23 protein-coding genes are annotated in these 25148 nt (G+C 73.0%); 14 read left to right on the plus strand and 9 right to left on the minus strand.

From position 1 onward, the window contains the following. Positions 1–18: 18 nt before the first annotated feature. Positions 19–3858: a hypothetical protein gene (locus MTF69_RS22230; RefSeq protein ID WP_243337069.1), complete on the minus strand. Its 3840-nt coding sequence runs from the start codon at positions 3856–3858 to the stop codon at positions 19–21. Between the two features lie 134 nt (positions 3859–3992). On the opposite strand from MTF69_RS22230, the gene MTF69_RS22235 reads away from it, so the two are divergent. Continuing rightward, positions 3993–4898 (plus strand): D-hexose-6-phosphate mutarotase, encoded by a 906-nt coding sequence (locus MTF69_RS22235; protein ID WP_243336882.1) that lies wholly within the window; start codon positions 3993–3995, stop codon positions 4896–4898. Positions 4899–4994: 96 nt separating this feature from the next. Here MTF69_RS22235 and MTF69_RS22240 read toward each other — a convergent pair whose 3' ends face one another. After that, positions 4995–5870, minus strand: coding sequence for a serine hydrolase (locus MTF69_RS22240; protein ID WP_243336883.1), 876 nt, complete (start codon positions 5868–5870; stop codon positions 4995–4997). 473 nt (positions 5871–6343) lie between these two features. On the opposite strand from MTF69_RS22240, the gene MTF69_RS22245 reads away from it, so the two are divergent. Continuing rightward, positions 6344–6748 (plus strand): transglycosylase SLT domain-containing protein, encoded by a 405-nt coding sequence (locus MTF69_RS22245; RefSeq protein WP_243329483.1) that lies wholly within the window; start codon positions 6344–6346, stop codon positions 6746–6748. A gap of 180 nt (positions 6749–6928) precedes the next feature. Here MTF69_RS22245 and MTF69_RS22250 read toward each other — a convergent pair whose 3' ends face one another. Beyond that, positions 6929–8116: a CdaR family transcriptional regulator gene (locus MTF69_RS22250; protein ID WP_243336885.1), complete on the minus strand. Its 1188-nt coding sequence runs from the start codon at positions 8114–8116 to the stop codon at positions 6929–6931. 187 nt (positions 8117–8303) lie between these two features. On the opposite strand from MTF69_RS22250, the gene MTF69_RS22255 reads away from it, so the two are divergent. The 5 genes from MTF69_RS22255 to MTF69_RS22275 are packed head-to-tail and all read left to right on the plus strand — an operon-like array spanning position 8304 to position 13179. After that, complete coding sequence (locus tag MTF69_RS22255) at positions 8304–9101, plus strand: ABC transporter ATP-binding protein (RefSeq protein ID WP_243336887.1); 798 nt, start codon at positions 8304–8306, stop codon at positions 9099–9101. Further along, entirely contained in the window at positions 9098–9889 is a 792-nt protein-coding gene (locus tag MTF69_RS22260; protein ID WP_243336889.1) for an ABC transporter ATP-binding protein, read from the plus strand. Before MTF69_RS22255 ends, MTF69_RS22260 begins: the two co-directional genes overlap by 4 nt. Further along, positions 9886–10776: a branched-chain amino acid ABC transporter permease gene (locus MTF69_RS22265; RefSeq protein WP_243336894.1), complete on the plus strand. Its 891-nt coding sequence runs from the start codon at positions 9886–9888 to the stop codon at positions 10774–10776. Before MTF69_RS22260 ends, MTF69_RS22265 begins: the two co-directional genes overlap by 4 nt. After that, positions 10769–11920, plus strand: coding sequence for a branched-chain amino acid ABC transporter permease (locus tag MTF69_RS22270; RefSeq protein ID WP_374323540.1), 1152 nt, complete (start codon positions 10769–10771; stop codon positions 11918–11920). Before MTF69_RS22265 ends, MTF69_RS22270 begins: the two co-directional genes overlap by 8 nt. Next, positions 11917–13179, plus strand: a complete 1263-nt coding sequence (locus MTF69_RS22275; RefSeq protein ID WP_243336895.1) for an ABC transporter substrate-binding protein — start codon at positions 11917–11919, stop codon at positions 13177–13179. Before MTF69_RS22270 ends, MTF69_RS22275 begins: the two co-directional genes overlap by 4 nt. 61 nt (positions 13180–13240) lie before the next feature. Here the strand turns inward: MTF69_RS22275 and MTF69_RS22280 are convergent, their stop codons facing one another. Beyond that, positions 13241–14029 carry a GNAT family N-acetyltransferase gene (locus tag MTF69_RS22280; protein WP_243336896.1) on the minus strand — a complete coding sequence of 263 codons (789 nt, stop codon included), beginning with the start codon at positions 14027–14029 and terminating at the stop codon, positions 13241–13243. 110 nt (positions 14030–14139) lie between these two features. Further along, the gene (locus MTF69_RS22285; protein ID WP_243336897.1) at positions 14140–14343 is read right to left on the minus strand and encodes a cold-shock protein; all 204 of its coding nucleotides are present in this window, start codon (positions 14341–14343) and stop codon (positions 14140–14142) included. Between the two features lie 305 nt (positions 14344–14648). Between MTF69_RS22285 and MTF69_RS22290 the strand changes: the two genes are divergently transcribed. Next, entirely contained in the window at positions 14649–15041 is a 393-nt protein-coding gene (locus tag MTF69_RS22290) for a molybdopterin-binding protein (RefSeq protein WP_243336898.1), read from the plus strand. A 35-nt stretch (positions 15042–15076) separates the two neighbouring features. On the opposite strand, the gene MTF69_RS22295 is transcribed toward MTF69_RS22290, so the two are convergent. Continuing rightward, a complete protein-coding gene (locus MTF69_RS22295) occupies positions 15077–15676 on the minus strand; it encodes a hypothetical protein (RefSeq protein WP_243336899.1) in 600 nt (199 codons plus the stop codon). Continuing rightward, a complete protein-coding gene (locus tag MTF69_RS22300; protein ID WP_243336900.1) occupies positions 15673–16047 on the minus strand; it encodes a PadR family transcriptional regulator in 375 nt (124 codons plus the stop codon). The genes MTF69_RS22295 and MTF69_RS22300 overlap by 4 nt, the downstream gene beginning before the upstream one ends. Positions 16048–16215: 168 nt before the next feature. Between MTF69_RS22300 and MTF69_RS22305 the strand changes: the two genes are divergently transcribed. From MTF69_RS22305 to MTF69_RS22320, 4 genes are all read left to right on the plus strand, one after another. Next, positions 16216–17217, plus strand: coding sequence for a helix-turn-helix domain-containing protein (locus MTF69_RS22305; RefSeq protein WP_243336901.1), 1002 nt, complete (start codon positions 16216–16218; stop codon positions 17215–17217). A 9-nt stretch (positions 17218–17226) separates the two neighbouring features. Next, entirely contained in the window at positions 17227–17856 is a 630-nt protein-coding gene (locus tag MTF69_RS22310) for a class I SAM-dependent methyltransferase (RefSeq protein ID WP_243336902.1), read from the plus strand. A 324-nt stretch (positions 17857–18180) separates the two neighbouring features. After that, the gene (locus MTF69_RS22315; protein ID WP_243336903.1) at positions 18181–20298 is read left to right on the plus strand and encodes a glucose PTS transporter subunit IIA; all 2118 of its coding nucleotides are present in this window, start codon (positions 18181–18183) and stop codon (positions 20296–20298) included. Between the two features lie 148 nt (positions 20299–20446). Next, complete coding sequence (locus MTF69_RS22320; protein ID WP_243336905.1) at positions 20447–21298, plus strand: PRD domain-containing protein; 852 nt, start codon at positions 20447–20449, stop codon at positions 21296–21298. A 52-nt stretch (positions 21299–21350) separates the two neighbouring features. Here MTF69_RS22320 and MTF69_RS22325 read toward each other — a convergent pair whose 3' ends face one another. Beyond that, the gene (locus MTF69_RS22325) at positions 21351–22037 is read right to left on the minus strand and encodes a response regulator transcription factor (RefSeq protein WP_243336907.1); all 687 of its coding nucleotides are present in this window, start codon (positions 22035–22037) and stop codon (positions 21351–21353) included. Further along, complete coding sequence (locus MTF69_RS22330; RefSeq protein WP_243336910.1) at positions 22034–23134, minus strand: sensor histidine kinase; 1101 nt, start codon at positions 23132–23134, stop codon at positions 22034–22036. The genes MTF69_RS22325 and MTF69_RS22330 overlap by 4 nt, the downstream gene beginning before the upstream one ends. A 211-nt stretch (positions 23135–23345) precedes the next feature. Here MTF69_RS22330 and MTF69_RS22335 point away from each other — a divergent pair, with 211 nt between their 5' ends. Together MTF69_RS22335 and MTF69_RS22340 are read left to right on the plus strand one after the other, a co-directional pair. Continuing rightward, positions 23346–24266 (plus strand): ABC transporter ATP-binding protein, encoded by a 921-nt coding sequence (locus MTF69_RS22335; RefSeq protein ID WP_243336911.1) that lies wholly within the window; start codon positions 23346–23348, stop codon positions 24264–24266. Then, positions 24263–25126 (plus strand): ABC transporter permease, encoded by an 864-nt coding sequence (locus MTF69_RS22340; RefSeq protein ID WP_243336913.1) that lies wholly within the window; start codon positions 24263–24265, stop codon positions 25124–25126. Before MTF69_RS22335 ends, MTF69_RS22340 begins: the two co-directional genes overlap by 4 nt. Positions 25127–25148 lie beyond the last annotated feature (22 nt).

Genomic DNA, 25148 nt, shown 5'->3' on the forward strand with positions numbered 1-25148 from the left:
AGCCCGGGGTGCGGGGGCCTATCGCTTCCGTTCCCACGTCGTGAGCGCCGCGTCCGCCGCGTCGCGGACCTCCGGGACGGGGTGGGCCAGCAGGTCCCGCAACACCCGCAGCGCCGGGCCGAGTTCGCTGCCGGTCGATGCCGCCCGGCCCGCATGGTCCTCCGCCAGGCCCACCGCGTACAGGCCCGCGAACAGCCCGTCCCGGGGCGGGAGCGTGCCGCTGCGCCGCCGCGCGAACCACGTCGTCCCCGACGCCCCGATCGCCAGCGCCGCGTCGCGCGCCTCCGCCAGCGCGGCCGGGGAGACCCGGGGCGAGCGGCGGGCCAACGCCACCGCCGTACGGGCCGCGAGCAGCGGCCGGTCGCGTACGGCCCGCGCCTGCGCCCGTAGCTCCCGGGCCCGCTCGGACGCCGGTGCGGACGGGTCCCACAGCGCCGTCCGGGCCGCTACCGCCCACCGCAGACTCGCGTCCTGCTCCGCGATCAGCGCGATCGCTTCCTGCCAGACGGGCCGGCAGGCCCCGGGCAGGCCCTGCCCGGCCGTCCGTTCGAGGCTCCCCGCCAGCGCCGCGATCCGGTGCAGGGCATCACGCGGGTCCCGTTCGGCCGGTTCGGCCCGCGCGCCGAGCCTCCGAGCCCGGTCGTCCGCCCCGGCCTCCCGTACGTACCGGCCCAGCAGCGCCGCCGTGACCGCCCCCAGCGCCGGACCGTACGCATCCGGATCGACCCGTGCCGCGTCCACGACCGCCTCCACGGCCGCCCGCCACACGACCCCGTGGCTCTGAGGCTCGACCGCCAGACGCGGCAGCAGTCCCGCATCCACGGCGGACGGCACCACGAGGGCCCAACGGTGCAGGACCCGACAGGCTTCGGCGACCGTCCGTGCGTCGGGCGCCCCGTCGGAAGCCCGGCCGGGCGCCGCGTCGGAAGGCCGGTCGGGGGCCTCGGCAGGGGCCGGGCCGGCGCCGGCGGGGGAGTCCGTGTGCGTGGGCGCCTGCGTGAGGAAGCGGCGGCACACCTCGGCCACCAGTTTCCCGTACGGCTCCCGCGCCGCCGCCGGAAGGGCGAGCGGCTCCACCCGCAGCAGCGCCTCCCGCTCCGCCCTCGAACCCTCCCGCGCCGTCGTACGAAGGCACGCCTCCACCGGCCCCAGCGTGACGAGCCGCGCCGCCCGCGTCACCGCCGCCGCCCGTACGTCGCGGTGCTGGCCCGGCGCCGAGAACGCCGCCACCAGCAACTCGCCCGCGAGCGCCGCCGGCAGCCGGTCCGCCGCCAGCCGGACGATCTCCTTGCGGGCCGTCACCTTCGTGCCCGTCGCCCGCTCCAGCACCGGCCGGAACCGCGCCGCGAGCTCCAGCGGCGGCACGTGCGCGCAGACCCGTCCGATCCCGTACACGGCGACCCGCGCCCGGTCGCCGTCGGCCCGCGCGAGCAGGTCGGGCAGGACCAGGCCGGGCCGTTCGGCTCCGGGCAGCGCGGCCAGCGCCGCCTCGGCGGTCGGCACGTGCGCCGATCCCGCGGCCTCCCGCACCGCCGGAAGCCCACCGCCGCCCGGCACCGCCGCGAGCTCCCGCAGGAGTTCGTCGCCGGGGGACCGGTCCGGATCCGCCCGGTCCCTCAGCCCGGCTGCGAGCCAGTCGGTGACGGCCGCGCACGCCGCGTCGGTCCACCGGTGCGCGTACCCCCGTACCGGCGGCAGGACGCGGCGCAGGGACCCGCCCACCGCCTGGGCCGGGTCGTGGAAGCGGCCGTAGGGAGGCGAGTCCAAGGGGGTGGAGGCGAGAGCCGGCAACAGGTCGTCGGCTTGTCGCGCCACGAGCTCCACCACGCGGGGCAGCACGACGGCGGACGGATCCGCGGCCAGCAGGGCGCGGACCCGCTCGGCACGCGGACCCGCCGAGGCCAGCCACAGCACGCAGGCGCGTTCCGCCGGTCCGCGCGCGCCGGTCAGTGCGATCCGCTCGATGATCTCCGCGAGCCACGGCTCCGCCCGTTCCCAACCCGGCTCCGACGAGAGAGACTCGGCGAGGGAGAGCGCGGGGACGGGATCGCCCGAGCCGAGGGACTCCGTCACCACGGGACGCACGGCGTCGAGCAGCGCCCGGGCCGCGGCGGCCGGCGGCGCCGGACGCAGGGCCCGCGTCACGAACGTGCCGAACCCGCCGCCGGGAACGTCGGGGCCGTCCGCGCGGGTCAGGGTGCGGACCGCCCACGCGGCGAGCGCGGGAAGAGCGGCGCGATCGGCTGCGGAGGGTTCCGGAGCGGGGTGCGTCCCGCGCATCCCGTGCATCCCGTGCGTCCTGTTCGCACTGTTCGTCCCGTCCCCGGTCGTGTGCAGCAGGCGGCCCGCGAGGTGGGTGAGCGCCAGGAGGGTGCCGTAGGAGAGGTCCCGCGCGGCGAGCGCGTCCGAGGCGATCCGCTCCAGCGCCGGCGCCGCCGCCGCGGTGAACGTGTGCGTCGGCAGGGCGCCCAGCGCGCCCACGGCCGCCTGGCGCACCGGGTCCTGCTCCGAGCGCAGCCGGGCCAGCTCCGTCAGCACCTCGGTGGTCGCCTCCGCACGCCGGGCCCGCGCCGCCGCGTGCACCAGAGCCTGCCAGGCGGCCGCGCGCTCGGTGGAGTCGGCCCGTCGGGTGTCCGCCCGTAGCGCGGCGGCCTCGTCCCCGTACGGCAGGAAGGCCCGCAACTCCAGCAGCTCGATCGGCGCGGCGCCCCGGGCCCGTGCCCGGTCGATGGCCTGCCGGGCGAAGGGCGCGGCGTCCCGTGCGGGCAGCGGGCGCATCAACGCGGGCGGGAGTACCGCCGTCTCGGGGCCGGCGGGCGTGGCGGACGCGGAGCCCTCCTCGGCCCGGACCGCGTCGAGCACCGCTCCGCGCCGGCCGGGCGGGAGCGCGGGCAGGAGCTCCGCGAGCACCGGCGCGGGGACGGCCGCCGCACGGACCGCTGCGACGAGTTCGTCCTCGGGGACGGCGTCGGCGAAGCGGCGCGCACCGTTGACGGACAGCGTCCTCTCCGCGAGTACCAGACGGCCCCGCCCCCACAACCGTGCCGCGAGGCGGGGCCGGTGGGCGACGAAGGCGGGCAGGTGCGGGACGAGCCCGGCCGGGAGCCGCTCGGGACCGACCCGGTCGAACAGGTCCAGCGTCGCGCCCGGGTCGACCTGCGCCAGGGCGGCCAACGGGTCGCGGGCTTCCAGCAGCCACCAGAATTCACGGGCGGCCGGGGCCTGTGCCTCGGCCTCCCGGACCACGGTCTCGTACACGACCTCGGGCACCCGGCGCGCCAACGGCAGCCAGGAGTGCAGGGCGTGCCGTAGGTCGGGGAGCAGCCGCCGCACGGTCGTGGGGGAACAGGCGGGCAGCAGCCGCGCGGCTTCGCGGTCGCCCCAGGTCGCGCGGACGGAGTCGATCAGGGCATCGGGGAGCGCGGCCGGGGTGCAGTGCAGCGCGGTGACGAGCTGCTCGCGGGCCGCGGCCGTGACCCGGTCGGTCATCAGGGCTTCGGAGGCCGGACGTATGCGGCCGGTGCGGAGCGCCACCAGCGCCTGGGCGCGTACGGCCCCGTGCGGGTCGGTGAGCCCCGCGACGAGCAGGCCCGCGAGCAGGTCCCCGTGGGCCGGGTCGCAGGGGACGGCGCGGGCGCAGATCAGGGCCGTGGCCCGGGTGTCGGGGACGTGCCGGTCGGGGTCGGCCAGCTCCGTGAGCAGGTCGGGCACCTCGGCCGGGGGCAGCGCGCGCACCTGGGCGACGGCCGCGCGGATCCGCTCGCGGTGGGCGAGCGGAGCGAGCGAGGCGAGGAGCCGCGCTGCGGCCTCCCGGCCGGGCCGGGCGGAGTGGTGCGAGGGCTGCTGGGAGGTGCTCATGGGGCCATCGTGCAACAGGCGGCGGATGAGGAGCGAGGCAATTGCAAGGCGCCGGTCGCAAGCCCTGCCAGGAGCAGAACCCTCCCCAACCATGATGATTTGACCCGCTCCGTGGCGTGAAGGAAGGTCGGGGCATGGATCAGATCTTCGCGAAGTTCCGGACCCTGCCCGTCGAGGAGCAGCTCTCCCCGTCCCTCACCCGCCGCAGGTACGCGGACTTCCCCGTCCTGATCGTGGACCACCCGCGAGCCGGACAGGCATGTCTGAGCATCCAGGGCGGACAGCTCGTCACCTGGCGCCCGGCCGCCGCCCGCCCCGACGACCCCGGCGTGCTGTGGTCCGCCGATCCGGACCTGTGGCGGCGCGGAACGGCCGTGCGCGGAGGCGTCCCGCTGTGCTGGCCGTGGTTCGGCCCGTCCGGCCCCGCCGGCTCGCCCTCGCACGGGTTCGCGCGGACCACCGACTGGGAGCTGACGGCGTGGGAGGAGGACGCGGACCGGGTCGTCGTGGAATGCACGCTGCGTCCCTCGCCGGCGACCCGCGCCGTGTGGCCCGAGGAGTTCGTCCTCGTAGCGCGGTACACGCTGACCGACACCTGCCTCATCGAGATCGAGGACCGCGGCGACCACACCGCCACCGCCGCGCTCCACACCTACGTACGGATCGGCGACCTCGGACGGGCACACCTCGCGGGCCTCGGCCCCGAACACACCGACGGGCTCACCCGGCGCCGCTACGAGGACGAAGACGGCACGCTGACCCCCGTGGACCACGTCGAGCGGTTCCAGACGGCGCCGGCGCCCGTCACCACGGTGCGGGACGAGGTGCTGGGAAGGATCGTCGCCCTCGCCCACCACGACCACAGCGACGTGGTGGTCTGGAACCCGGGCGCCGAACTCGCCCGGGGCATGGCCGACCTCGCGCCGCAGGAGCACCGGCACTTCGTGTGCGCGGAGACGGCCCGGCTGGGACGGCCGCTCGTGGCGGAAGAAGGACGGCCGGGTCGACTGGCGGTGGAGCTTCGGATGACGGAGACGTGAGGCCAGGGAAGGTGAGGGCAGGGAAAGCGAGGGCAGGGAAAGTGAGAGAGGTGAACGTGAGAGCGGGGAGCATGAGAGCGGCGAAGGCCGACGCGGTCAGCCCCCTGCCAGGGCCGTGGCCAGAAGTGCGGCAGTCCGGGCGATGAGGGGGTTGTCGGCCGGGGCGTCGGGGCGGGGCTTGGTCGTCAGGACGGCGATGACGAGGGGCGGCCGGCCGGGTGGCCAGGCAAGGCCCACGTCGTTGTTGGTGCCGTACGCGCCCCCGCCGGTCTTGTCCGCCACGGTCCAGCCCGCCGGCTCGAGCGCGGAGCCGAGGACGAGGCGCTCGTAGGTCCGTCCGATGGCGTGCGGGGTGGTGGTGTCGGTGACCCGCCGCGGCTCGGCGCTGTTCAGCTCGGGTTCCCACCGGTCCAGACGGGTCACCGGGTCCCCCGTCGAGCGGGCGAAGCGGGTGACGGCGGTCGGGCCGCCCAGCTCGCGCAGGAGCAGGTTGGCGGCGTTGTCGCTGAAGCGGATCGTGGCGTCGCTCAGCTCCGCGATGGTCATCCCGTGGGCGAGGTTTTCCGGCAGGCCGGTGACCGGGGCGTACCCGGAGGCGCCGGCCTCCTGCGCGGTGTAGCGGACGCGCCTGGCCAGGAACTCCCCGTCCCGGTCGAGGTCGCGCAGTACGGCGGCCACGGCCAGGGTCTTGAAGACCGAGCAGACGGGGAAGCGCTCCTGCGCCCGGTACCGCACGGTGCGCCCGGTGGCGGTGTCGTGGGCGTAGACGCCCAGGCGGGCGGAGTGCTCCCGTTCCAGCTCCGCCATCGCGTGCGCGACGTCCGCCGGAGCGTGCGCGACCGCGCCGCTGCCGGCGGGGGACGCGTTCGCGGCGAAGGCGCTCCCGCTGGCGGGCAGCGAGGCGGCCACGGCCGCTCCGGCGCCCCACGCGAGCAGTGCGCGTCGGGACGGGGTCTTCCCTGTGGTGTTCAAGGTCGTCGTCCTCTTCCCCTCCGGACCAAGAAAGGCGGCGTTCGACGCCCCTGTGGCCTTCGATCCGGGGGTCGGATCGTCCACTCACCTTTCCCCGAAAGGGGTACGGGCGGCCACGGAGGGTGAGATCCGGGCTTCCCGGCGGTGACCCGCCCCACAGGACCCAGGTCACATACGAGGCGGGATAGTAGTCCCCAACCGTCCCGCACCCGCCCCCGCACACCACCCCCCACCTGCGGTGATACCCACCCGCCCCGGGGGGGCCGTTGCGCCCCGGCTGCGAGGACCACTAGTAAGACGGGTCGTTGCCAGGCGGGCTCTACCCCCGTAGAACTGGATGAGTCGCAAGGCGGACGGAGATCCCCCCCCGGGTTCACCCCGGCCCTCCCGCTCCCGCCGATGAACCCCTCTCCTCCACGTGAGTGGCTCATGCACGTCTGCGACCGCCCTTGTCCCCGTCGAAAGGTCCGTCCGTGTCCCACACCGTCATCCGCCGCATCGCCGCTTCGAAGAAGGCCCTCGCCGGTACCGTCCTTGCTCTGGGAGTGGCCGGTTCCATGCTGGCCGCGGTTCCCGCGCAGGCCGCCCCGATGAGCGCCAAGGCGATCGCCCAGCAGATGATCAAGGACCCGGCCCAGTTCGCGGCGTTCAACAACATCGTCTCGAGGGAGAGCGGCTGGAACCACACCGCCACGAACTCCTCCTCGGGCGCCTACGGCCTGGTCCAGGCCCTGCCGGCCTCGAAGATGGCCTCGGCGGGCTCGGACTGGAAGACCAACCCGGCAACCCAGATCAAGTGGGGCCTGGACTACATGAACTCCCGCTACGGCAGCCCCGAAGGCGCCTGGACCTTCTGGCAGAACCACCACTGGTACTAAACCCGCCAGCGGACCGCGAGAACACGACAACGCTCGGCCGGACTCCCCGGCCGAGCGCTTTTGCATGTGCGGGCGGGCGCCGGGTCCACGAAAACTCGTCGGCGGGGCGAGGGCGGCCACCAGACACCTGAAGTGAGGGTGCCCGGCTCGAGGCATCCCCGGTCTCGTCGCCGGACCCTGTCAGCCGACCGACAGCCGGTACGCGTCCCGCGCCAGGGTCAGCGCGATCAGGTCCCGGGGACGGGACAGGGACTTCGACGTCAGGCTCTCCAGCCGGCGCAGCCGGTTGAAGACCGTGTTGCGGTGGCAGTACAGGCGGCTCGCCGCGCGGCCCGCCGACCCCTCCGCCGCCAGCCAGGCGTCGAGGGTCTCCAGCAGCATCGCCCGGTCGGCCGGGTCCAGGTCGAGCAGGGGGCCGAGCACCGCCTGGACCAGCTCGGCCGACAGCTCGGGCTGGCGCACCACCAGGGCCGTGGGCAGCCGGTCGGACAGCCGTACCAGCACCCGTTCGTCCTGCCCGCAGGTCCGCAGCGCCGTCTCGGCCAGCCGCCGGGCCCGGCCCAGTTCGGCCAGTCCGTCCACCACCGGGCTGATTCCGCCCGGTCCCGGGCAGCGGTCCGCGAGCTCCGCCGCCAGATCGGCGGGCGAGGAGTCGCCCAGCGCCACCACGGCCAGTTCCCGCTCCGTGCGCATCCGCCAGAACAGCCGCATCCCGCCCGCCGCCACCACCCGGTGCACCGAGTCGCCCCGGTCGGCCGGCAGCACCACCACCGCGTACCGCCCCTGCTCCGGCAGGTCCAGGGCGAGCGCCACCTGCGCGGCCAGGGCCGGCGCCGTGTCCCCCTCCAGCAGGGCGTCCAGCAGGGCCTGGGCCCGCTCGTCGCTGCGCCGGCGCATCTCCACCTCCGCGGTGCGGTACGCCTCCGCGGTCGCGGCCGCCTGCTGCTCGATCCCCGCCCACATGGCCCCGGCCGCGCGGGCCAGCACGGGCAGCGCCTCCGGCTCCTTCTCGGTGACGATGTCCAGCAGCGCGTCCCAGGTGAGCCGGCCCGCCCTGCGGTACGCGTAGAGCAGCAGGTCCAGCGGCAGCCCCTGCTCGGCCCGCCGTCGCCCAAGTTCTTCCGCGTACGCGAGGTCCCTGCGCGGGCCGGACCTGGGTGCGGCGAATGCCTCGATCCCGTAGTGCATGGCCTCGCTGACCTGTTGCCAGTGCTCGTCCCGCGGAACGGCCAGGTCGAACAGCGGCGAGTGCTTCGTCAGGTCCCTGATGAGCTGGTCGGTGAGTCCGGGGATGTCGGCGATCAGTACCTCCGCCGCCGACACCAGGACCGACCACTCCTGTTCCGTGCGCGTTCTGCGTCCACCCATGGCCGCTGAGGATGTCACCCCTCCTCCGTCCCCGTAAGGGGCCCGCGCGACAGGTCTGTGCGCGTGCACAACAGGCTCCTGTCCGGGCTGGTCATCGGCAGCGATTCCGCATCGGGCCGTGGACGCCCGCCCCGGCCCGGTGCTGATGTGTGCGCCAGCACAAGGCCGCCCAGAGGAAGGAGAGGACGTGGGTTCGCTACAAGTACGCGCTCTGTCCATCGGCTACGGGCCGGTCCGGGCACTGCGCTCCGTATCGCTCGACGTGCCCGCCGGCGCGGTGGTCGTCGTACTCGGCGGGAACGGCGCCGGGAAGTCGACGCTGCTGCGCGCGGTGTCCCGGACGCTCGGATTCCACCGGGGAGCCGTCACGGGCGGGAGCATCGCCTTCGACGGGAGGCCGCTGGACGGGCTCACCCCGGACCGGGTCGTGGCCGCCGGGGTGGTGCAAGTACCCGAGGGGCGCAAGGTGTTCACCCGGATGACCGTCGCGGACAACCTCCGTGCCGGGGCCCTGGGGGGCCGCGCGGGATCCCGCGCGGATACGGCCCGCTCCCTGGCCCGGGTGCACGAGCTGTTCCCCGTACTGGCCCAGCGGGCGCGGCAGCGGGCCGGACTGCTGTCCGGCGGCGAACAGCAGATGCTGGCCCTGGGCCGGGCCCTGATGGCCCGCCCGCGTCTGCTGCTGCTGGACGAGCCCACCCTCGGGCTCGCGCCCAAGATGGCCGCCACCATCGCCGAGACCATCACCGAGATCAACGCCTCGGGCGCCTCGGTCCTCCTCGTCGAGCAGAACGCCGCCCTCGCGCTGCGGCTCTCCTCCCACGCCTACGTCCTGGAGGTCGGCGAGGTGACCCTGGACGGCCCGGCCGCCGAGCTGGCCGCCTCGGACGAGGTCCGGCGCCGCTACCTCGGCATCACGGACGAGACCGCACCCGGGCCGGCCACCGCCGGGACGGGCCGGGAACTGCGCAGGTGGTCGGCATGAACGCGAACGCCTCACCTCCGCCGCTCACCGTCACCGACGTCACCGTCCGCTTCTCCGGCCTGACCGCGCTCGACTCGGTCTCCTTCACGGTGGACCCCGGCAGCGTCCACGCCGTCATCGGACCCAACGGAGCGGGCAAGTCCACCTGCTTCAACGTGCTGTCCGGGGTCTACCGGGCCACCGGCGGAAGCGTCCGCTTCGGCGCCGCCGAGCTCACCGGCCTCGCCCCGCACGCCGTCGCGGCCCTCGGCATCGCCCGCACCTTCCAGAACCTGGCCCTGCCCCCGCACACCACCGTCGCCGACAGCCTCCTGCTGGGGCGCCACCGGCTGATGCGGACCGGCTTCCTGGCCGCCGGACTGCGGCTGCCCGCCGCCGCCCGCGAGGACCGCCGGCACCGCGAACGGGTCCGGGAGATCGCCGAGTTCGTCGGGCTGGACGGCGACCTCGCGGCGCCCGCCGGCTCGCTCCCGTACGGAAAGCAGAAACTCGTCGAGCTGGCCCGGGCCCTGTGCATGGAGCCCCGGCTGCTGCTCCTCGACGAACCCGTCGCCGGCATGACCGCGGACGAGAGGCAGCGCACCGCCGCCGTCATCGCGGGCGTCCGGGACGGCCTCGGCATCTCGATCGTGCTGGTCGAACACGACATGGGGGTGGTGATGCGGCTCGCGGACGCGGTGACCGTACTCGACTTCGGCAGGCGCATCGGCGGCGGGACTCCCGCGCAGGTGCAGAACGACCCCGCGGTGGTCCGCGCCTACCTGGGAGAGGAGGAACCGGCCGCATGACCACATTCCTCGAACTGCTCCTCGGCGGGCTCTCCATGGGCTCCGTCTACGCGCTGATCGCCCTCGGCTTCGTGGTCATCTTCAAAGCCACCGAAGTGGTCAACTTCGCCCACGCCTCCCTGCTGCTGGCCGGCGGGTACGTCACCGCGACCCTGCACGAGGAGCTCGGATTCTGGGGCGCGCTCCTGGCCGGCGCCCTCTCGGCGGCAGCCGTCGGGGCGGCCATCGAGTTCCTGGTGATGCGGCGCTACCGGGGCCAGGACCAGAGCGTGCTGGCCATCGTCACCATCGGCGTCGACATCCTCCTCATCACCGACCTCACCCGGCGCCTCGGCACCGACGTGCTCTCGCTCGGCGACCCGTGGGGCGACAGCGTGGTCCACCTCGGCGCGGTCACCGTGCCCCAGACCCGGATCGCCGCGATCCTCGCCGCCGGCCTGCTGATCACCGTGTTCCTGCTCGTGTTCCGGCACACCTCCTGGGGCGTGGCCATGCGCGCCGCCGCCGAACAGCCGGAGACGGCCGCGCTGATGGGCGTACGGCTGGGCCGGGTCTCGCTCGCGGCCTGGGCCGTGGCCGGGGCGCTCGCCGCCGTCGCCGCCCTCTTCCTGACGGTCTTCCCCACGCCCGGCCTGGAGCGGGCCACCTCCCTCGCCGCCCTGAAGGCCTTCCCGGCCGCGATCCTGGGCGGTCTCGACTCCACCTCCGGCGCACTGGCGGGCGGCCTGATCGTGGGAGTCACCGAGGCGCTGGCCACCGGCTACCAGGGCCAGTTGACCTTCCTCGGACGGGGCATCGGCGACCTGGCCCCGTACCTGGTGATGGTCGCGGTCCTGCTGATCCGTCCCGCCGGACTCTTCGGCACGAAGGAGCTCGCCCGTGTCTGACACCCGCAGCCCCGTGCTGCACCCCGAGGCCGCCGCGCGGCTGACGGCCACCCGGCCGCGGCTGCTCAGCGCCCGGAACGCGGCAGTGGCAGCCGCCGGCCTGGTGCTCCTCGCGCTGCCGTTCTACCTCGACCGGTTCTGGCTGCAGGCCGGGCTGTTCGCCATCGCCGCCGCCATCGGGGCCATCGGGCTCAACCTGCTCACCGGAGCCACCGGCCAGCTGTCGATGGGCCACGCCTTCTTCCTCGCCGTCGGCGCCTACGGGTACTGCGCGCTCGCCGGGGACGGCAGCACGGTGGGCAGCCACACGCTGGTCGGCCTCGGCCTGCCCAGCTGGCTCGCCGCGATCCTGGCCGTCGCCCTCGCCGGGGCGGCGGGCGGCATCTTCAGCCCCATCGCCGGCCGCCTGCGCGGCGCGTACCTCGGCATCGCCACGCTCGCGCTGATCTTCATCGGCCAGCACGTGCTGTTCAACGCCACCAGCGTCACCGGCGGGTTCAACGGCCGGGAGGTGGAGCCGCTGTCCCTCTTCGGCCTCACCTTCGACGACACCGAGACCGTCATCGCGGCCGTCCCCTTCCAGTCCGCCGAGAAGCTCTGGTACGTGGGCCTCGCGGCCCTCCTCTGCGGCGCCCTGTTCGCGCGCGGCGTCCTGCGGGGCCGGCCCGGCCGGGCCATGAACGCCCTGCGCGACCACAGCATCGCCGCCGGGGTGATGGGAGTGCCGGTCGCCCGGTACCGGGCGGCGGTCTTCGTCCTGTCGTCCATGTACGCGGGGCTCGCCGGCGTCCTGCTCGCCCTGGTCTTCCAGCGCACCGTGCCCGACTACTTCGGCATGGTGCTGTCCCTGGAGTACCTCGCCATGATCGTGATCGGCGGCCTCGGCACCGTCTCGGGCGCCGTCGTGGGCGCCGTCTTCGTCTCCCTCCTGCCCCAACTCCTCACCCGTTACAGCGAAGCCCTCCCGCTGGTGTCCGCCCCCGGAACGGGCGGGGTATCGCCGGGCGAGGCCTCCCGCTACCTGTACGGAGCGGCCGTCGTCGTGGCCGTCCTGTTCCTGCCCGGCGGTCTCACCGGCATCACCCGGACCGTCCGGACCGTCCGGACCCGAACCCGCACCACACCCCCGAAGGAGCGAACGTGAACAGAAGAAGGCACGCTGCCGCGGCCCTGGCGGCCGCACTCGTCCTGACCGGCGCCGCCGGGTGCAGTGGCAAGGCCAAGCCCGCCGATGGGGACAAGCCCGCCGCGGGCGGGGTCAAGGCCGGAGCCGGGGTGAGCGACAAGACCATCAAGCTCGGCGCGCTCACCGACATGACCGGCGTCTACGCCTCCCTCGGCAAGAGCGTCACCCAGGCGCAGCAGCTGTGGGTCAAGCAGACCAACGCGGCGGGCGGCATCTGCGGCCGCACCATCGAGCTGACGGTGCGCGACCACGGCTACGACCCGCAGAAGGCCCTCGCCGCCTACACGGAGCTGGAGCCCTCGGTGCTGGGCTTCGCCCAGTTCATCGGCTCCCCGTTCGTCGCCGCCGTGAAGCAGCGGATCGACGGCCAGGACAAGGGTCTGGTCATCCCGCAGGCCTGGTCCGCCTCGCTGCTCGGCAGCCCGTACATCCGTACGGTGGGCGCTACGTACGACGTGGAGACCATCAACGCCGTCGGCTTCCTCCTCGACCAGAAGCGGATCGTCTCGGGCGACAAGATCGGGCACGTCTACTTCGAGGGCGACTACGGCGAGAACGCGCTGACCGGGGCCAAGGCCATCGCCGCGGAGGCCGGGCTGACCGTCGTCGAACAGAAGATCAAGCCGACCGACAACGACATGACGGCCCAGGTCGCAGCCCTCAAGCAGGCCGGGGTCAAGGCCGTGGTCGTCAGCGCCGGCCCCCGCCAGGCCGCCTCGCTCGTCGGAGTCGCCGCGGCGGGCGGCTGGGGCGTCCCGATCGTCGGCAACAACTCGGCCTTCGCGCCGCAGCTCCTGGCCACCCCGGCGGGCGCGGCCCTGCAGAAGGACTACTACGTCGCCTCCTCGGCCCTGCCGATCGGCTCGACCGAGGCGGGCCCGGCGGCCCTGGCCGCGGCGTACAAGGCGGAGTACCCGGACGCGGGCCTGGACAACGGCGTGGTGGCCGGCTACTCCGCCGGCGCCCTGTTCGGGGAGGTCCTGAAGAAGGCCTGCGCCGACAAGGACCTGACCCGCGAGGGCATCCGGGCGGCGCTGCTGAGCCTGAAGTCCTACGACAACGGCTTCGGCATCATCCACGATTTCTCGGACCCGAAGGCCCCCTCCACCCGGCAGAGCGTGATCATGAAGCCCGACGCGACGGTGCCGGGGGGCATGAAGGTGGTCAAGGAGGCCACCGCCGCGCCTGCCGCGACGAAGTTCACGCCCGCTTCCTGAGCGGCGGGCACCGAAACGGCGGCGCCGCCCCGACCGGTGTCGGGGCGGCGCCGCCGGTTCCCTACGGACGCGCCGTGAAGGCCGCTTCGGTGAACTCCGCGACCTCGCTGAAGCCGAGCCGGCGGTAGAGGCGGACGGCGGTGGCGTTGTCCGCACGGACGTTCAGTCCGATGTGGTCCACGGTCTTTCCCAGCCGTCGGCACAGCGCGGCGACGCAGGCGCTGCCGGCGCCCTGTCCGCGTACCCGCGGGTGCGTGGTGACGTTCCCGAGCGCGGCGACCCGGTACGCGGCCGAGTGGACGTGTACGCCCGCCACGGCCACCAGTTGCCCGTCCTGCCGGGCGCCGAGGTACTGGCCGGTGTCGAGCATGCGGTGGTCGAACCAGTTGCCCGGATAGGCCTGTTCGAACAGTTCGAGCAGTTCCGGGAGGTCGTCCCGGCTCAGCGGAGCGGGCCGCCACGGTCCGGCGGGGTACCGGTCGGCCGGGCCGGGATCGGTCAGCGCCATCCGGAGCAGGGTGCTGTGCGACTCCGCGGCGTACGCGGATTCCAGTACCTTCGCGGCGTTCCCGGTCAGATGCCCGAGGAAGCGCCGGGGGAGTACGGGCAGCAGCGCCTCGACCAGCTCCTCCAGGGCGGCCGCCTGCCCGGGGCGGGTGAACCCCAGCAGCGTCGGGATGTCGCCGACGGCGTAGAGCAGTGCCACCGGCCCGTCGTCGGAAAGGGTGTACCAGCTGGTGTGGGGCCAGGGCAGATCGTCGAGGTCGCCGAGCTCCATCAGGTTCATGGCCGGATCCCGTTCGAAGCGGGCGGCCAGGGCTGATCGGTCGTGAAGGCTGTGCAGGATCACCCGCACAGAGTACGGCGGGGCATGATCCGGTTCGACGGCGAGGTGGTCACGGGCGCAGAACGCGGCGACGCCCCGCACCGAAACGGTGCGGGGCGTCGGGATGCTGCGGCTCAGAGGGGACGGATGTCCTCGGCCTGCGGGCCCTTCTGGCCCTGGGTGACCTGGAACTCGACCTTCTGGCCCTCCTGGAGCTCACGGAAGCCCTGGGCGTTGATGTTGGAGTAGTGGGCGAAGACGTCGGGGCCGCCGCCGTCCTGCTCGATGAAGCCGAAGCCCTTTTCCGAGTTGAACCACTTCACAGTTCCGGTGGCCATCTGTTGCTCCCTGTCGGGGACGAGGGTCCTCGCTTGTGAGGACCCTTGGGTGTGGGTTGCTTGCCCTGGTCCTCCGACGCTTGGTGAAGCGGTACTTCGGACACACGACTGCCGATCACGAGGCATGATCTACCCACTTGCCCGAGGAGGGCAAACCGATGATCGGTTTGCCCCGGGATCGGGCACCTCCCCGGGGGGACGGAACCGGCCCACGGCCGTGTTCGCCCCGATCGGGTGAGCCCGCCACGGCGCGGGGCCGAGGGCGGTCTACAGGCCCATGACCTGCTGCCTCTAGGGTGGTGCCCATGGAGTCGTACACGATGGGGCAGGCCGCCGAGCTGCTGGGTGTGAGCGTGGACACGGTGCGGCGGTGGGCGGACGCGAACCGCTTCCCGACCCACCGGCAGGGCAACCGGCGCATCGTGGAGGGGCCCGACCTGGCCGCCTTCTGCGTGGAGGTCGCCCATGAACGCGCCGACGACGAGGACACCCCGTACACCTCGGCGCGCAACGCGTTCCCGGGGATCGTGACCGCGATCAAGCTGGGCGGGGTCTCGGCGCAGGTGGAGGTCCAGGCGGGTCCGCACCGGGTGGTGTCGCTGCTGACCCGGGAGGCCGTCGAGGAACTGGGCCTGGAGCCGGGTGTGACGGTCACCGCCCGGGTGAAGTCGACCAGCGTGCACGTCGAACGCGGCTGAACGGGCTTGGAGCGGGCCGACGGGGGAGCAGCGTCTCAGACGCGGCGAACCCGCCAGAGCCATGCCGTCGTGCCGGCCAGCAGGACGAGCGTCGCCAGGTTGGCCAGGTTGGCCGCGGTGTCGCCCGCCGGTGCGGCGACGGACAGCTTCCAGATGCCGATGGCGAGGGTCGGCAGGACCGCGGTGAGCAGAACGCCGGTCGTCTTCCGGCCGGCGGTCCAGTGCACCGAGGTGAAGAGGAGCACCGCGCCGATGACGCGGAACAAGGTGCTCAGGAATCCCAGGGCGGGGTCGTAGGGGAGGACCGCAGCGACGAGGAACGGGACGGTGAGCATCAGGAGCGGGATCAGGGGGTGCACCCTGCCCCGGCGGACGGGTGCGCCGGCGACGCTCTGCGCACGGGCCTCGACGACCCCGTCGCCCGCCTCGGCCAGGGCCGTCGCCGCGATCGTACGGGGGTCCCCCAGCTCGCCCAGGACCTCGCCGATCGTGACGTGGGGACGTTCGGCGCGCGTCACCTCGATGTGTTCGGCGAGGTCGGCGAGGAGTTCCCGGCGACGGTCGGCGGGCAGTGCGGAGGCCTCGCGCTCGACGGCGGAGAGGTAGTCGCGTACGGGGTCGGCCGAGGTCTTCATGCGGGATCTCCGGTGGAGTGGTGCGGGGCGGCGAGGAAGTCGTCGACGGCGTTGCGGAAGCCGGGCCAGACGCGGGTGAACTCGTCGAGCGCGGCGCGGCCGCTGTCGGTGAGCGCGTAGTAGCGGCGGGGTGGTCCGGAAGTGGACTCCTGCCAGGTGGTGGTGACCAGGTCGTCGCGGCGCAGCCGGGAGAGCAGCGGGTAGACCGTGCCCTGGCTGGTGGCCAGGGTGCCGGAGTCCTCCAGGGCGTGGAGGAGCTCCACGCCGTAGCGGGGGCGGTCCCGCATCAGGGCGAGTACGCAGTACTCCAGCACCCCCTTGCGCAGCTGGGCGGCTGCCCGGGCCTGCTTGGTCGAATCACCTGGTTCCATGCGATGCAAGATACCTGGTGAGGCAACGGGCTAGGAAGGGGGGTGCGGAACGGGGCGCCGGCACGTGCCCTCGCCGGACCCGAGTGGCCGATACTTGATCACGTGACGGGGGGAAGCACGGCCGTGGGTCGACCGGTGAAGGACTGGTTCACGGCCAGGTCAAAGGGTGTGGGTGATCGCATGGGCTCGCTGGTGGCGTCGGAAGCCGTCGTGGCGCGCGAGGACAGGTTCGACTGGTTCTGCGAGACGGTGTCCAGCGATGTGATGCCGGTCAGGCTCAGCACCCCGCACACGGCCGACTTCCGCGCCAAGATCACGGACCTGGATCTCGGCGTGGTGCGGCTGTCCGCCCTGAGGTGCTCACCGGTGCTCTCGCGCCGTACCGCGGCGCACGTCCGGCGTGGTGATCCCGAACACGTGCAGCTGGCGCTCATCACCCAAGGCGCTTTCAAGATCTCCCAGCGGGGCAGCGAGTCGGTGGTGGCAGGGGGGCTCGTGCTCACGGACACCTCTCGGCCGAGCGAAGGGGCCAGCGCGGGCGGGCAGGGCGAGGCGGTCGTGCTGCAGATCCCCCGCACGGCTCTGGCGCTGCGCCCGAACCGTGTGGACCGCCTCCTCGCGCAGAACCTGATCGCGGACAGAGGGTCCGGTGCGGTCTTCGCCGACTTCCTGAAAACGCTGCTCACGCACGGCCCGCGCTGCCGCCCGGAGGAGCTGCGCGCCATGGGCTCCATCGCCCTCGACCTGGCCACCGCTTGTCTCGCGCAGCAGCTCGGCGATCTGGGCGAGGCGCCCGCTGCGGTGCGCGCACAGGAGACTCTGCAGCGGATCCACCGCTTCATCGAGAACAACCTCGGCGACCCGGGCCTGACCCCTCAGATGATCGCGGATCGGCACCACATGTCCCTGCGCGCTCTCTACGCCCTCTTCGCCGGCCAGGACCTGAGCGTCGCGGCACGCATCCGCGAAAGCCGGCTGCAGCGCGCCCGCGCCGACCTCGCACGAGGGGAACTCGGCCATCAGCCCGTCCAAGTGATCGCGGCCCGCTGGGGATTCTCCAGCGCCACCGCGTTCAGCCGTGCGTTCCGCGAAGCCTACGGAACCACCCCTACGGAACACCGGGCGTCGTCCGCGACGGCCCCGGGGCGGGCCGTCACGCGCGGATGTTAGCTTCCTTCCGTGGCGGATCATCAAGACGAGACCAGGGTGGCCTACGACGGTGTCGTCGAGCTGTACGCGTCGCTGTTCGCCGACCGGCTGGAGACGCAGCCCTTCGCGCGAGCCATGATCACCACCTTCGCCGAGCTGGTGCGGGGGACGGGGAACCCGCGGACGGCCGACGTCGGGTGCGGCCCCGGACATCTGACGGCCATGCTGCACGACCTCGGACTGGACGCCTTCGGGTTGGACCTCTCCCCGGCCATGGTCGACCACGCCCGCCGGGCCCATCCGGCGCTCCGTTTCGACGAGGCGCGCATGGAGGCCCTCCCCGTCGAGGACGGCGCGCTCGGCGGCGTACTGGCCCACTACTCGATGATCCACACCCCGCCCGCGGCATTGCCCGCACTGCTCGCCGAGCAGGTCCGTGTCCTCGCGCCGGGGGGCCTGCTCCTGGTCTCCTTCTTCGGGACCGACGGACCGGATCCGGTCCGCTTCGACCACAAGGTGACGCCCGCCTACAGCTGGCCGGCGGACCGGCTCGCCGAGCTGCTGACCGGAGCCGGCCTCGTCCCGTTCGCGCGGCTCCTCCACGACCCGGCCTCCGAACGCGGCTTCCTCGACGCCCACTTGCTGGCCCGCCGCCCGTAGGGCGTGTCCTTCGGATCAGGGCCGGGCCCGCGCAGCCCCGAGCCGCCGAGCCCACGCGACGCGTCGCACGGCGGCGGCGCCGTCCTGAGCACGCGTTTCCCGGTGTTAAGGTTTTGTCTGATCGATCTCGATCGCAGGATTGTTACTCCCTGAGGACGTCACCTTCGTCGCCACGCGACGTCAAGGCGGCGTGCCGCTTGAGGGGAGGCAAGGCCTGGGTGGCGCCGCGTGCGCGACCCGGGCCTTTTTTGTTGCCCGGATCCGGGCGTGAGAGATCGCGGACCGAAGCAGGATGGCAAGAGCCCCAGGATGCAAGGACGCATCATGAACACACCCGTAGCCGGACCCGGCACGCAGGCGGACCAGATCCTCCGCGGCGTCGGCGGAGCCGAGAACATCGAGAGCCTCACGCACTGCGCGACGAGGCTGCGCTTCCAGCTCCACGACGGGGCGAAGGCCGACACGGCCGCGCTCGATGCCCTCGACGGCGTCATGGCCACCGTCCCGCAGTCCGGTGACCGCCTGCAGATCGTGATCGGCGGAGCCGTCGCACGCGTCTACTCCGAGATCATGAACCTGCCGTCCATGGCGGGCGGCGCCGCGCCGGGCCCGAAGTCCGACGCCGACGTCAAGGCCGCGATGCGGGCCAAGAGCCGCGGCCGCTACGCCGTGGTCGACAACTTCTTCGAGTACCTGTCCGACTCGTTCCGCCCGCTCATGGGCGTCCTGCTGGGCTCCTCGCTCATCATCGCGATCGCCTCCGTCCTCGACGCCCTGGGCTTCGTCGACTTCCGCGCCGCGGACAAGTCCGCCACCTGGGTCTTCGTCGACGCCATGTGGCGCTCGGTGCTGTACTTCCTGCCGATCATGGTCGCCTACAACGCGGCCAAGAAGCTGAAGATCGACCCCTGGGTGGGCGCCGCCGTGATGGCCGCGGTGATGACCCCGAACTTCACGGGCATGCTCAACCCGAAGTCCGGCATCCCCGGCATCACCTGCACCACCAACGGGACCCTGGGCACCCAGGAGTGCGTGGCGCACGTCTTCGGACTGCCGATGCAGCTGAACGACTACGGCGGCCAGGTCTTCGTGCCGCTGCTGATGGTCGCCCTGCTCGCCCTGGTCTACAAGAGCCTGCAGCGCATCTTCCCGGAGGCCGTGCACCTGGTCTTCGTGCCGTTCTTCAGCATGCTGATCATGATCCCGATCACCGCCTTCCTCATCGGCCCGCTGGGCGTCTGGGCCGGCAACGGCCTCGGTGAGGGCCTGTCCTGGCTGAACGGCAACGCCCCGATCGTCTTCGCGATCCTCATCCCGCTGCTCTACCCCTTCCTGGTGCCGCTGGGCCTGCACTGGCCGCTCAACGCGCTCATGCTGGTGAACATCAACACCCTCGGCTACGACTTCATCCAGGGCCCGATGGGCGCCTGGAACTTCGCCTGCTTCGGCGCCACCGCCGGTGTGCTGCTGCTCTCGCTCCGTCACCGCGAGAAGGAGATGCGCCAGACCGCGACCGGCGCCCTGGCCGCCGGACTGCTCGGCGGCATCTCCGAGCCGTCGCTGTACGGCATCCACCTGCGCTTCAAGCGGATCTATCCGCGCATGCTCGTGGGCTGCCTCGTGGGCGGCGTGATCGTCGGCGTCCTCGGTGGCGTGGACACCAAGGCCTTCGCCTTCACCTCCCTGCTGACCATCCCGGTCTTCTCCCCGATGGCCACCTACGGCATCGCGATCACGGCGGCCTTCTTCGTCTCGATGGCGCTCGTCTACTTCTCCGACTTCCGCACCCCGGAGGACCGCGTCCAGGCCAACGCCGAGCGCGACGCCGCCGAAGCCGTCTCCCGCGGGGAGTCCGCGGCGGCCGATGAGCGCGAGCTCGTCACCGTCGGCGCCGCCACGACCGCCGCGGGCGCATCCACCGGCTCCGCCGCCGCAGCCGCCTCCGCCGCCGCGGCCGGTACCCCCGCCCCCACCCCCGCCCCCGCCCGGGGCACCGAGCTCGCCGCGCCCGTCGCGGGCCGTGTGGTCGGCCTCGACGAAGTGGGGGACCCCGTCTTCGCCTCCCGCGCACTCGGCGAAGGCGTGGGCATCGAGCCGGCTGACGGCCGCATCGTCGCCCCGGTCGACGGCGAGCTGGTCATCGTCGCCGCCACCGGCCACGCCTTCGGCATCCGTACCGCGGACGGCGTCGAGGTGCTCATCCACATCGGCATCGACACGGTGCAGATGCGCGGCGAGGGCTTCGACGTCCAGGTCGAGGCCGGCCGGCAGGTCTCCGTCGGCGACCTCCTCGTCGAGGTCGACCTCGACGCCGTGCGCGCGGCGGAGCACCCGACCGTCACCCTCATGACCGTCACCAACACCGCCGACCTCACCTCGGTCGAGCCGCACACCGGGCACAGCGTCGCAGCCGGTGCCCCCGTGGTGACCGTACGGCGGTAACGGCCGCCACCGGTCCGACGCGGGTACGCACCACCTCGTGGGGGCGTGCCCGCGTCGGACCGGTTCGGGGGAGAGGGTGGCGTACGCGTGGCAGACAATGCGGGATCATTGGGCAGAACCGGACCGCGATCGAGAAGGAGAGCAGGCGTTGAAGGCGCTGCGTGTCCTCAATAACAACGTGGTCCTCGCGCGCGACGACAGGGGCCAGGAGGTCATCCTCACCGGGCGCGGCATCGGGTTCAGCTCCCGCCAGGGCAAGCCCGTCGACCCCGCGCTGATCGTGCGCGTCTTCGTCCCGGCGGACGGCCGCGACCCCGACCACCTGAGCGAGGTCCTCTCCCTCATCGACGAGGAGGTCCTGCGGGCCGTCGTGATCGCCCTCGACGAAGCGGGCGTCGAGGGGCGCGAGTCCACCCGGCCGACCCTCGCCATCGCCGTCGCCGACCACGTGGCCGGTGCGCTGGACCGGGCCGCGCGGGGCATCGTCATCGAGTACCCGCTGCGCGCGGAGGTCCAGGCCCTGTACGCCTCCGAGTACGCCCAGGCGCAGCGCCTGCTGGATGCGATCAACGAGCGCGTGGACCCGCGACTGGAGGACTCCGAGGCGATCGCGCTCGCCTTGCACCTGGTCAACGCGGGCTTCGCCACGGGCGACCTGTCCTTCACGTACACGATGACCGGGGTCATCCAGCAGATGCTCGCGGTCGTGAGGGAGCGGTACGGGCTGTCCGTGTCCCAGGAGTCCATGAGCGCGGCGCGGTTCATCACCCACGTGCGCTACCTCTTCGTGCGCATGCAGCAGCACCGGCAGCTCAAGGGCCACGAGTCCACGATCGGCGAGGGAATCCGCCGGCACTACCCGGAGGCGACCCGCACCGCGCAGCAGTTGGCGACGATCGTCGAGCTGCGCCTGGGCGAGCACCTGAGCGAGGACGAGGTCTCCTACCTCGCACTCCACGTGGCCCGCATGACCACGGAGCCGGACGGCACCGCCGCATGAGCAGGCTGGTGAGGAGGGCAGCGGTACGCGATCCGGGTCCCGACGGTGAGCCTCACCCCGGCGGCGCGACGAGGCCGAACTCGTAGGCGAGGATCACGAGGTGGACCCGGTCCCGCGCGTCGAGCTTGGTGAAGAGCCGTGCGAGGTGGGCCTTGGCGGTGGCCACGCTGATGGTGAGCTCCCCGGCGATCTCCGCATTGGACAGGCCGCGGCCGACCAGGGTCAGGACCTCGCGCTCCCGGTCCGTGATGCCGCCTGCGGCCACCCGGCGGGCTCCCGGGGATCCCCCCGGTCCGACACCGGGGGAGAGCTCGGGCCGCGCCGCGAACTCCTCGATGAGACGGCGCGTGACGCCCGGCGCGATGAGGGCGTCCCCGGCGGCGACGACCCGTACCCCGTCGAGGATGGACTCCAGCGGCATGTCCTTGACCAGGAAGCCGCTCGCGCCGGCGCGGAGCGCCCCGTAGACGTACTCGTCGTCGTCGAAGGTGGTGAGGACCAGCACCCGGGTCGTCGACCGCGGATCCGCGTCGATCCGCCGGGTTGCCTCGATCCCGTCCGTGCCGGGCATCCGGATGTCCATGATGGCCACATCCGGCCGCAGCCGGGCCACCAGCTCCACGGCGTCGGCGCCGTTCCCGGCCTCCCCGACCACCTCCAGGTCAGGGGTGTCGGCGATGAGGACGCGCAGGCCCGTACGGATTAGCGGCTGGTCGTCGATCAGCACGACACGGATCACCGGCCCGCCTCCACGGGTATCGGCAGCACGGCCGCCACCCGGAAGCCGCCGTCCGGGAGCGGCCCGGCGCTGAACTCGCCGTGAAGCAGGCCGACTCGCTCCCGCATGCCGACGATCCCGTAGCCGGAACCCCCGACGCCGCCCCCGCAGCCGAGGTCGACGACGTCCACGGCCAGCTCGTCACCGCGGTGGTCGACCGTGACGGTGCAGTCCCGGGTACCGGAGTGCCGTACGACGTTGGTGACCGATTCCTGGACGATGCGGAAGGCCGCGAGGTCCACGTCCGGGGGCAGTTCGCGATGCTCCCCCCGCCGGCGGACCTCTACCCGGACACCGGCGGCCGCGCTCCGCCCGACCAGCTGGTCGAGGGCGGCCAGACCGGGGACCGGCTCCAGCGGCGCGGACTCCTCCTCGCCCTTGCGCAGCGCGCCGAGCATCCGCCGCAGACCGGCGAGGGTCTCCCTGCCGGTGACCTCGATGGCGTCGAGCGCCTTGCGCGTCTCGGCGGGCTGGGTGTCCATGACCCGGCTGCCCACACCGGCCTGGATGGTGATGATGCCGATGTTGTGGGCGACCATGTCGTGCAGTTCCCGGGCGATCCGCAGCCGCTCCGCGGTGACCGCCTGCCGCGTGACCTGGGCGCGCACCGTGTCCGCGTGCGCCCGGTCCTGACGGACCGTGTTGCCGATCAGCCAGGCGATGACGACGGTCGACGCGAGCCCGGCCGGCGCCGAGGGGTTGAAGAAGTGGCCATGGGCCAGCTTCCAGGCCGCATAGCCCGCCAGAGTGGCGACACAGAGCAGGGCGGCGGGTACCGAGACCCGCCGTGAGCGGGTCGCGGCGGTGTAGCCGACGGCCGCGTCGGCCAGCAGGAACAGGACGAACGTCGTCTCGCGCACCGCCATCCCGATCGAGAACACGGAGCCCGCGAGCGCCACGGCCACGGCCACCAGCGGCGCCCGGAACAGCAGCAGCGCGCCCAGGGTCGTGACGACGGCGGTGACGAGGAGCGGTGCGTCCTCGATGTTGCCGTCGTACTGGACCAGATGCCGGAGCTCGTCCGGCCGTTGCAGCGTGCGCACCAGGATGAGGGTCACCCAGAAGGCACCCACCCACGCACCCGGTGGCAGACGTCTGAGCAGGGGCGGACGAGGACGAGGAGGAGCGGCGGTCATCGGCCGATCGTATCCGCGCCCGCCCGCCTGGGCATTGGCCCGCGGACCTAATCCCCCGGGCTACCGGCGGTGCGCCACAGTGTGAACCACCGGCCGATGCAGGGACCGTGCCCGCACCGGCAGCGTGGACCCCGTGATCGAATCGACTCGACTGACCAAGCGGTACGGCGACACGGTCGCCGTCGACGACCTGACCTTCACGGTGGAACCGGGCCGGGTGACGGGCTTCCTCGGCCCCAACGGCGCCGGCAAGTCCACCACCCTGCGGATGATCCTGGGCCTCAGCACGCCGACCGGCGGGACCGTCACCGTGGACGGGGTCCCCTTCGCCCACCGCCCGCGCGGACTGCGCCACGTGGGCGCGCTGTTGGACGCCCACGACGTGCACGGCGGACGGAGCGCGCGGGCGCACCTGTCCGCCCTGGCCCGCGGCAACCGCATCCCCCTGTCCCGCGTGGACGAGGTCCTGCGGGACGTCGGGCTGACGAAGGCGGCGGGCCGCCGGATCGGCGGGTTCTCCCTCGGGATGAAGCAGCGCCTCGGCATCGCGGGCGCCCTGCTCGGCGATCCGCCGGTGCTGCTGTTCGACGAGCCCCTCAACGGCCTCGACCCCGAGGGCGTGCTGTGGGTGCGCGGCCTGTTCCGGCGGCTGGCGTCCGAGGGCCGCACGGTCTTCGTCTCCAGTCACATGATGGCCGAGATGGAGCACACCGCCGACCGGATCATCGTCATCGGGCGGGGCCGGCTGATCGCCGACGCGAGCCTGGCGGAGTTCTCGGCGCGTCACGCCTCCCGGGGCGTGACGGTGCAGACCCCTGACCCGACGGCCCTGGCGGCCCTGGAGGCCGTACTGGTCGCCGAGGGCGGGTCGGTGCACCGGGAGAACGGCCCGGCGGTCCGCGTCACCGGCCTGACGGCGGCCCGGATCGGCGAACTCGCCCACCGGCACCGCATCGTGCTCCACGAACTGGCCACCCACACCTCGTCCCTGGAGTCGGCGTTCATGACCCTGACCGCCGACAGCGTCGAATACCTCGCAGGAGACCCCCGATGAGCACGCTGACCCCGTCCGGCACCAAGTCGTCCGAGCGGGCGGCCGAACCCGCGGCCGGGTTCACCGACCTGCTCGCCGCGGAGTGGATCAAGATGCGCTCGCTCAGGTCGACCTACTGGGTGCTCGTCCTCAGCGCCGTGGTCGCGATCGCGATCAACGTGAACGCCGTCCACTCCGACTTCCCGTACATCGACCAGTCGCACCCTGCGCTGCCCGGCGAACCTCCTTACAAGTACGACCCGTTGTTCCACGGACTGAGCAGCATCTCGGCCGATGTCATGGCACTGGCGGCGGCCGCCTTCGGGGCCATCACGGTCTTCGGCGAGTACGCCACGGGGATGATCCGCACCACGTTCGCGGCCGTCCCCGACCGGCGTGCGGTGATCACGGCCAAGGTGGCCCTGGTCGCGGTGATCACGCTCGCCCTCGGCGCGATCGTCTCCGCGACGTCGTTCTTCACCATCAACGCGATGCTGGCCTCCCGCCACGTCGGGCTCTCGATCCACGACCCCGGCTGTCTGCGGGCCGTCGTGGCCTACGCGCTGGTCGTCCCGGTCTGCGCACTCATCGGGATGGCCTTCGGAGCCGTCCTCCGCCATGCCACGGCCTCGATCGTCTCCGTCGTGGGCATCCTCTTCATCGTGCCCCTGCTCTTCGGCGGCGACAGGTACCGGGTCCTGAAGGAGATCGGCAATCACCTCCCGCTCGCCGCCCAGGCACGGCTGGGCCTGAACCCGGACTCCTACACCAGTCTGGGCGCCCACCCGGGCACGATCGCAGGCTCGTGGACCGCGCTCGCGGCCTGGGCGCTCGTCTCGGTGATCGTCGCCGTGACGGTCGTACGGCGCCGGGACGTCTGAGGCCGGCCCGGCGGCCGGCCTC

The organism is Streptomyces sp. AP-93, assembly GCF_022808175.1.
Lineage (GTDB): Bacteria > Actinomycetota > Actinomycetes > Streptomycetales > Streptomycetaceae > Streptomyces.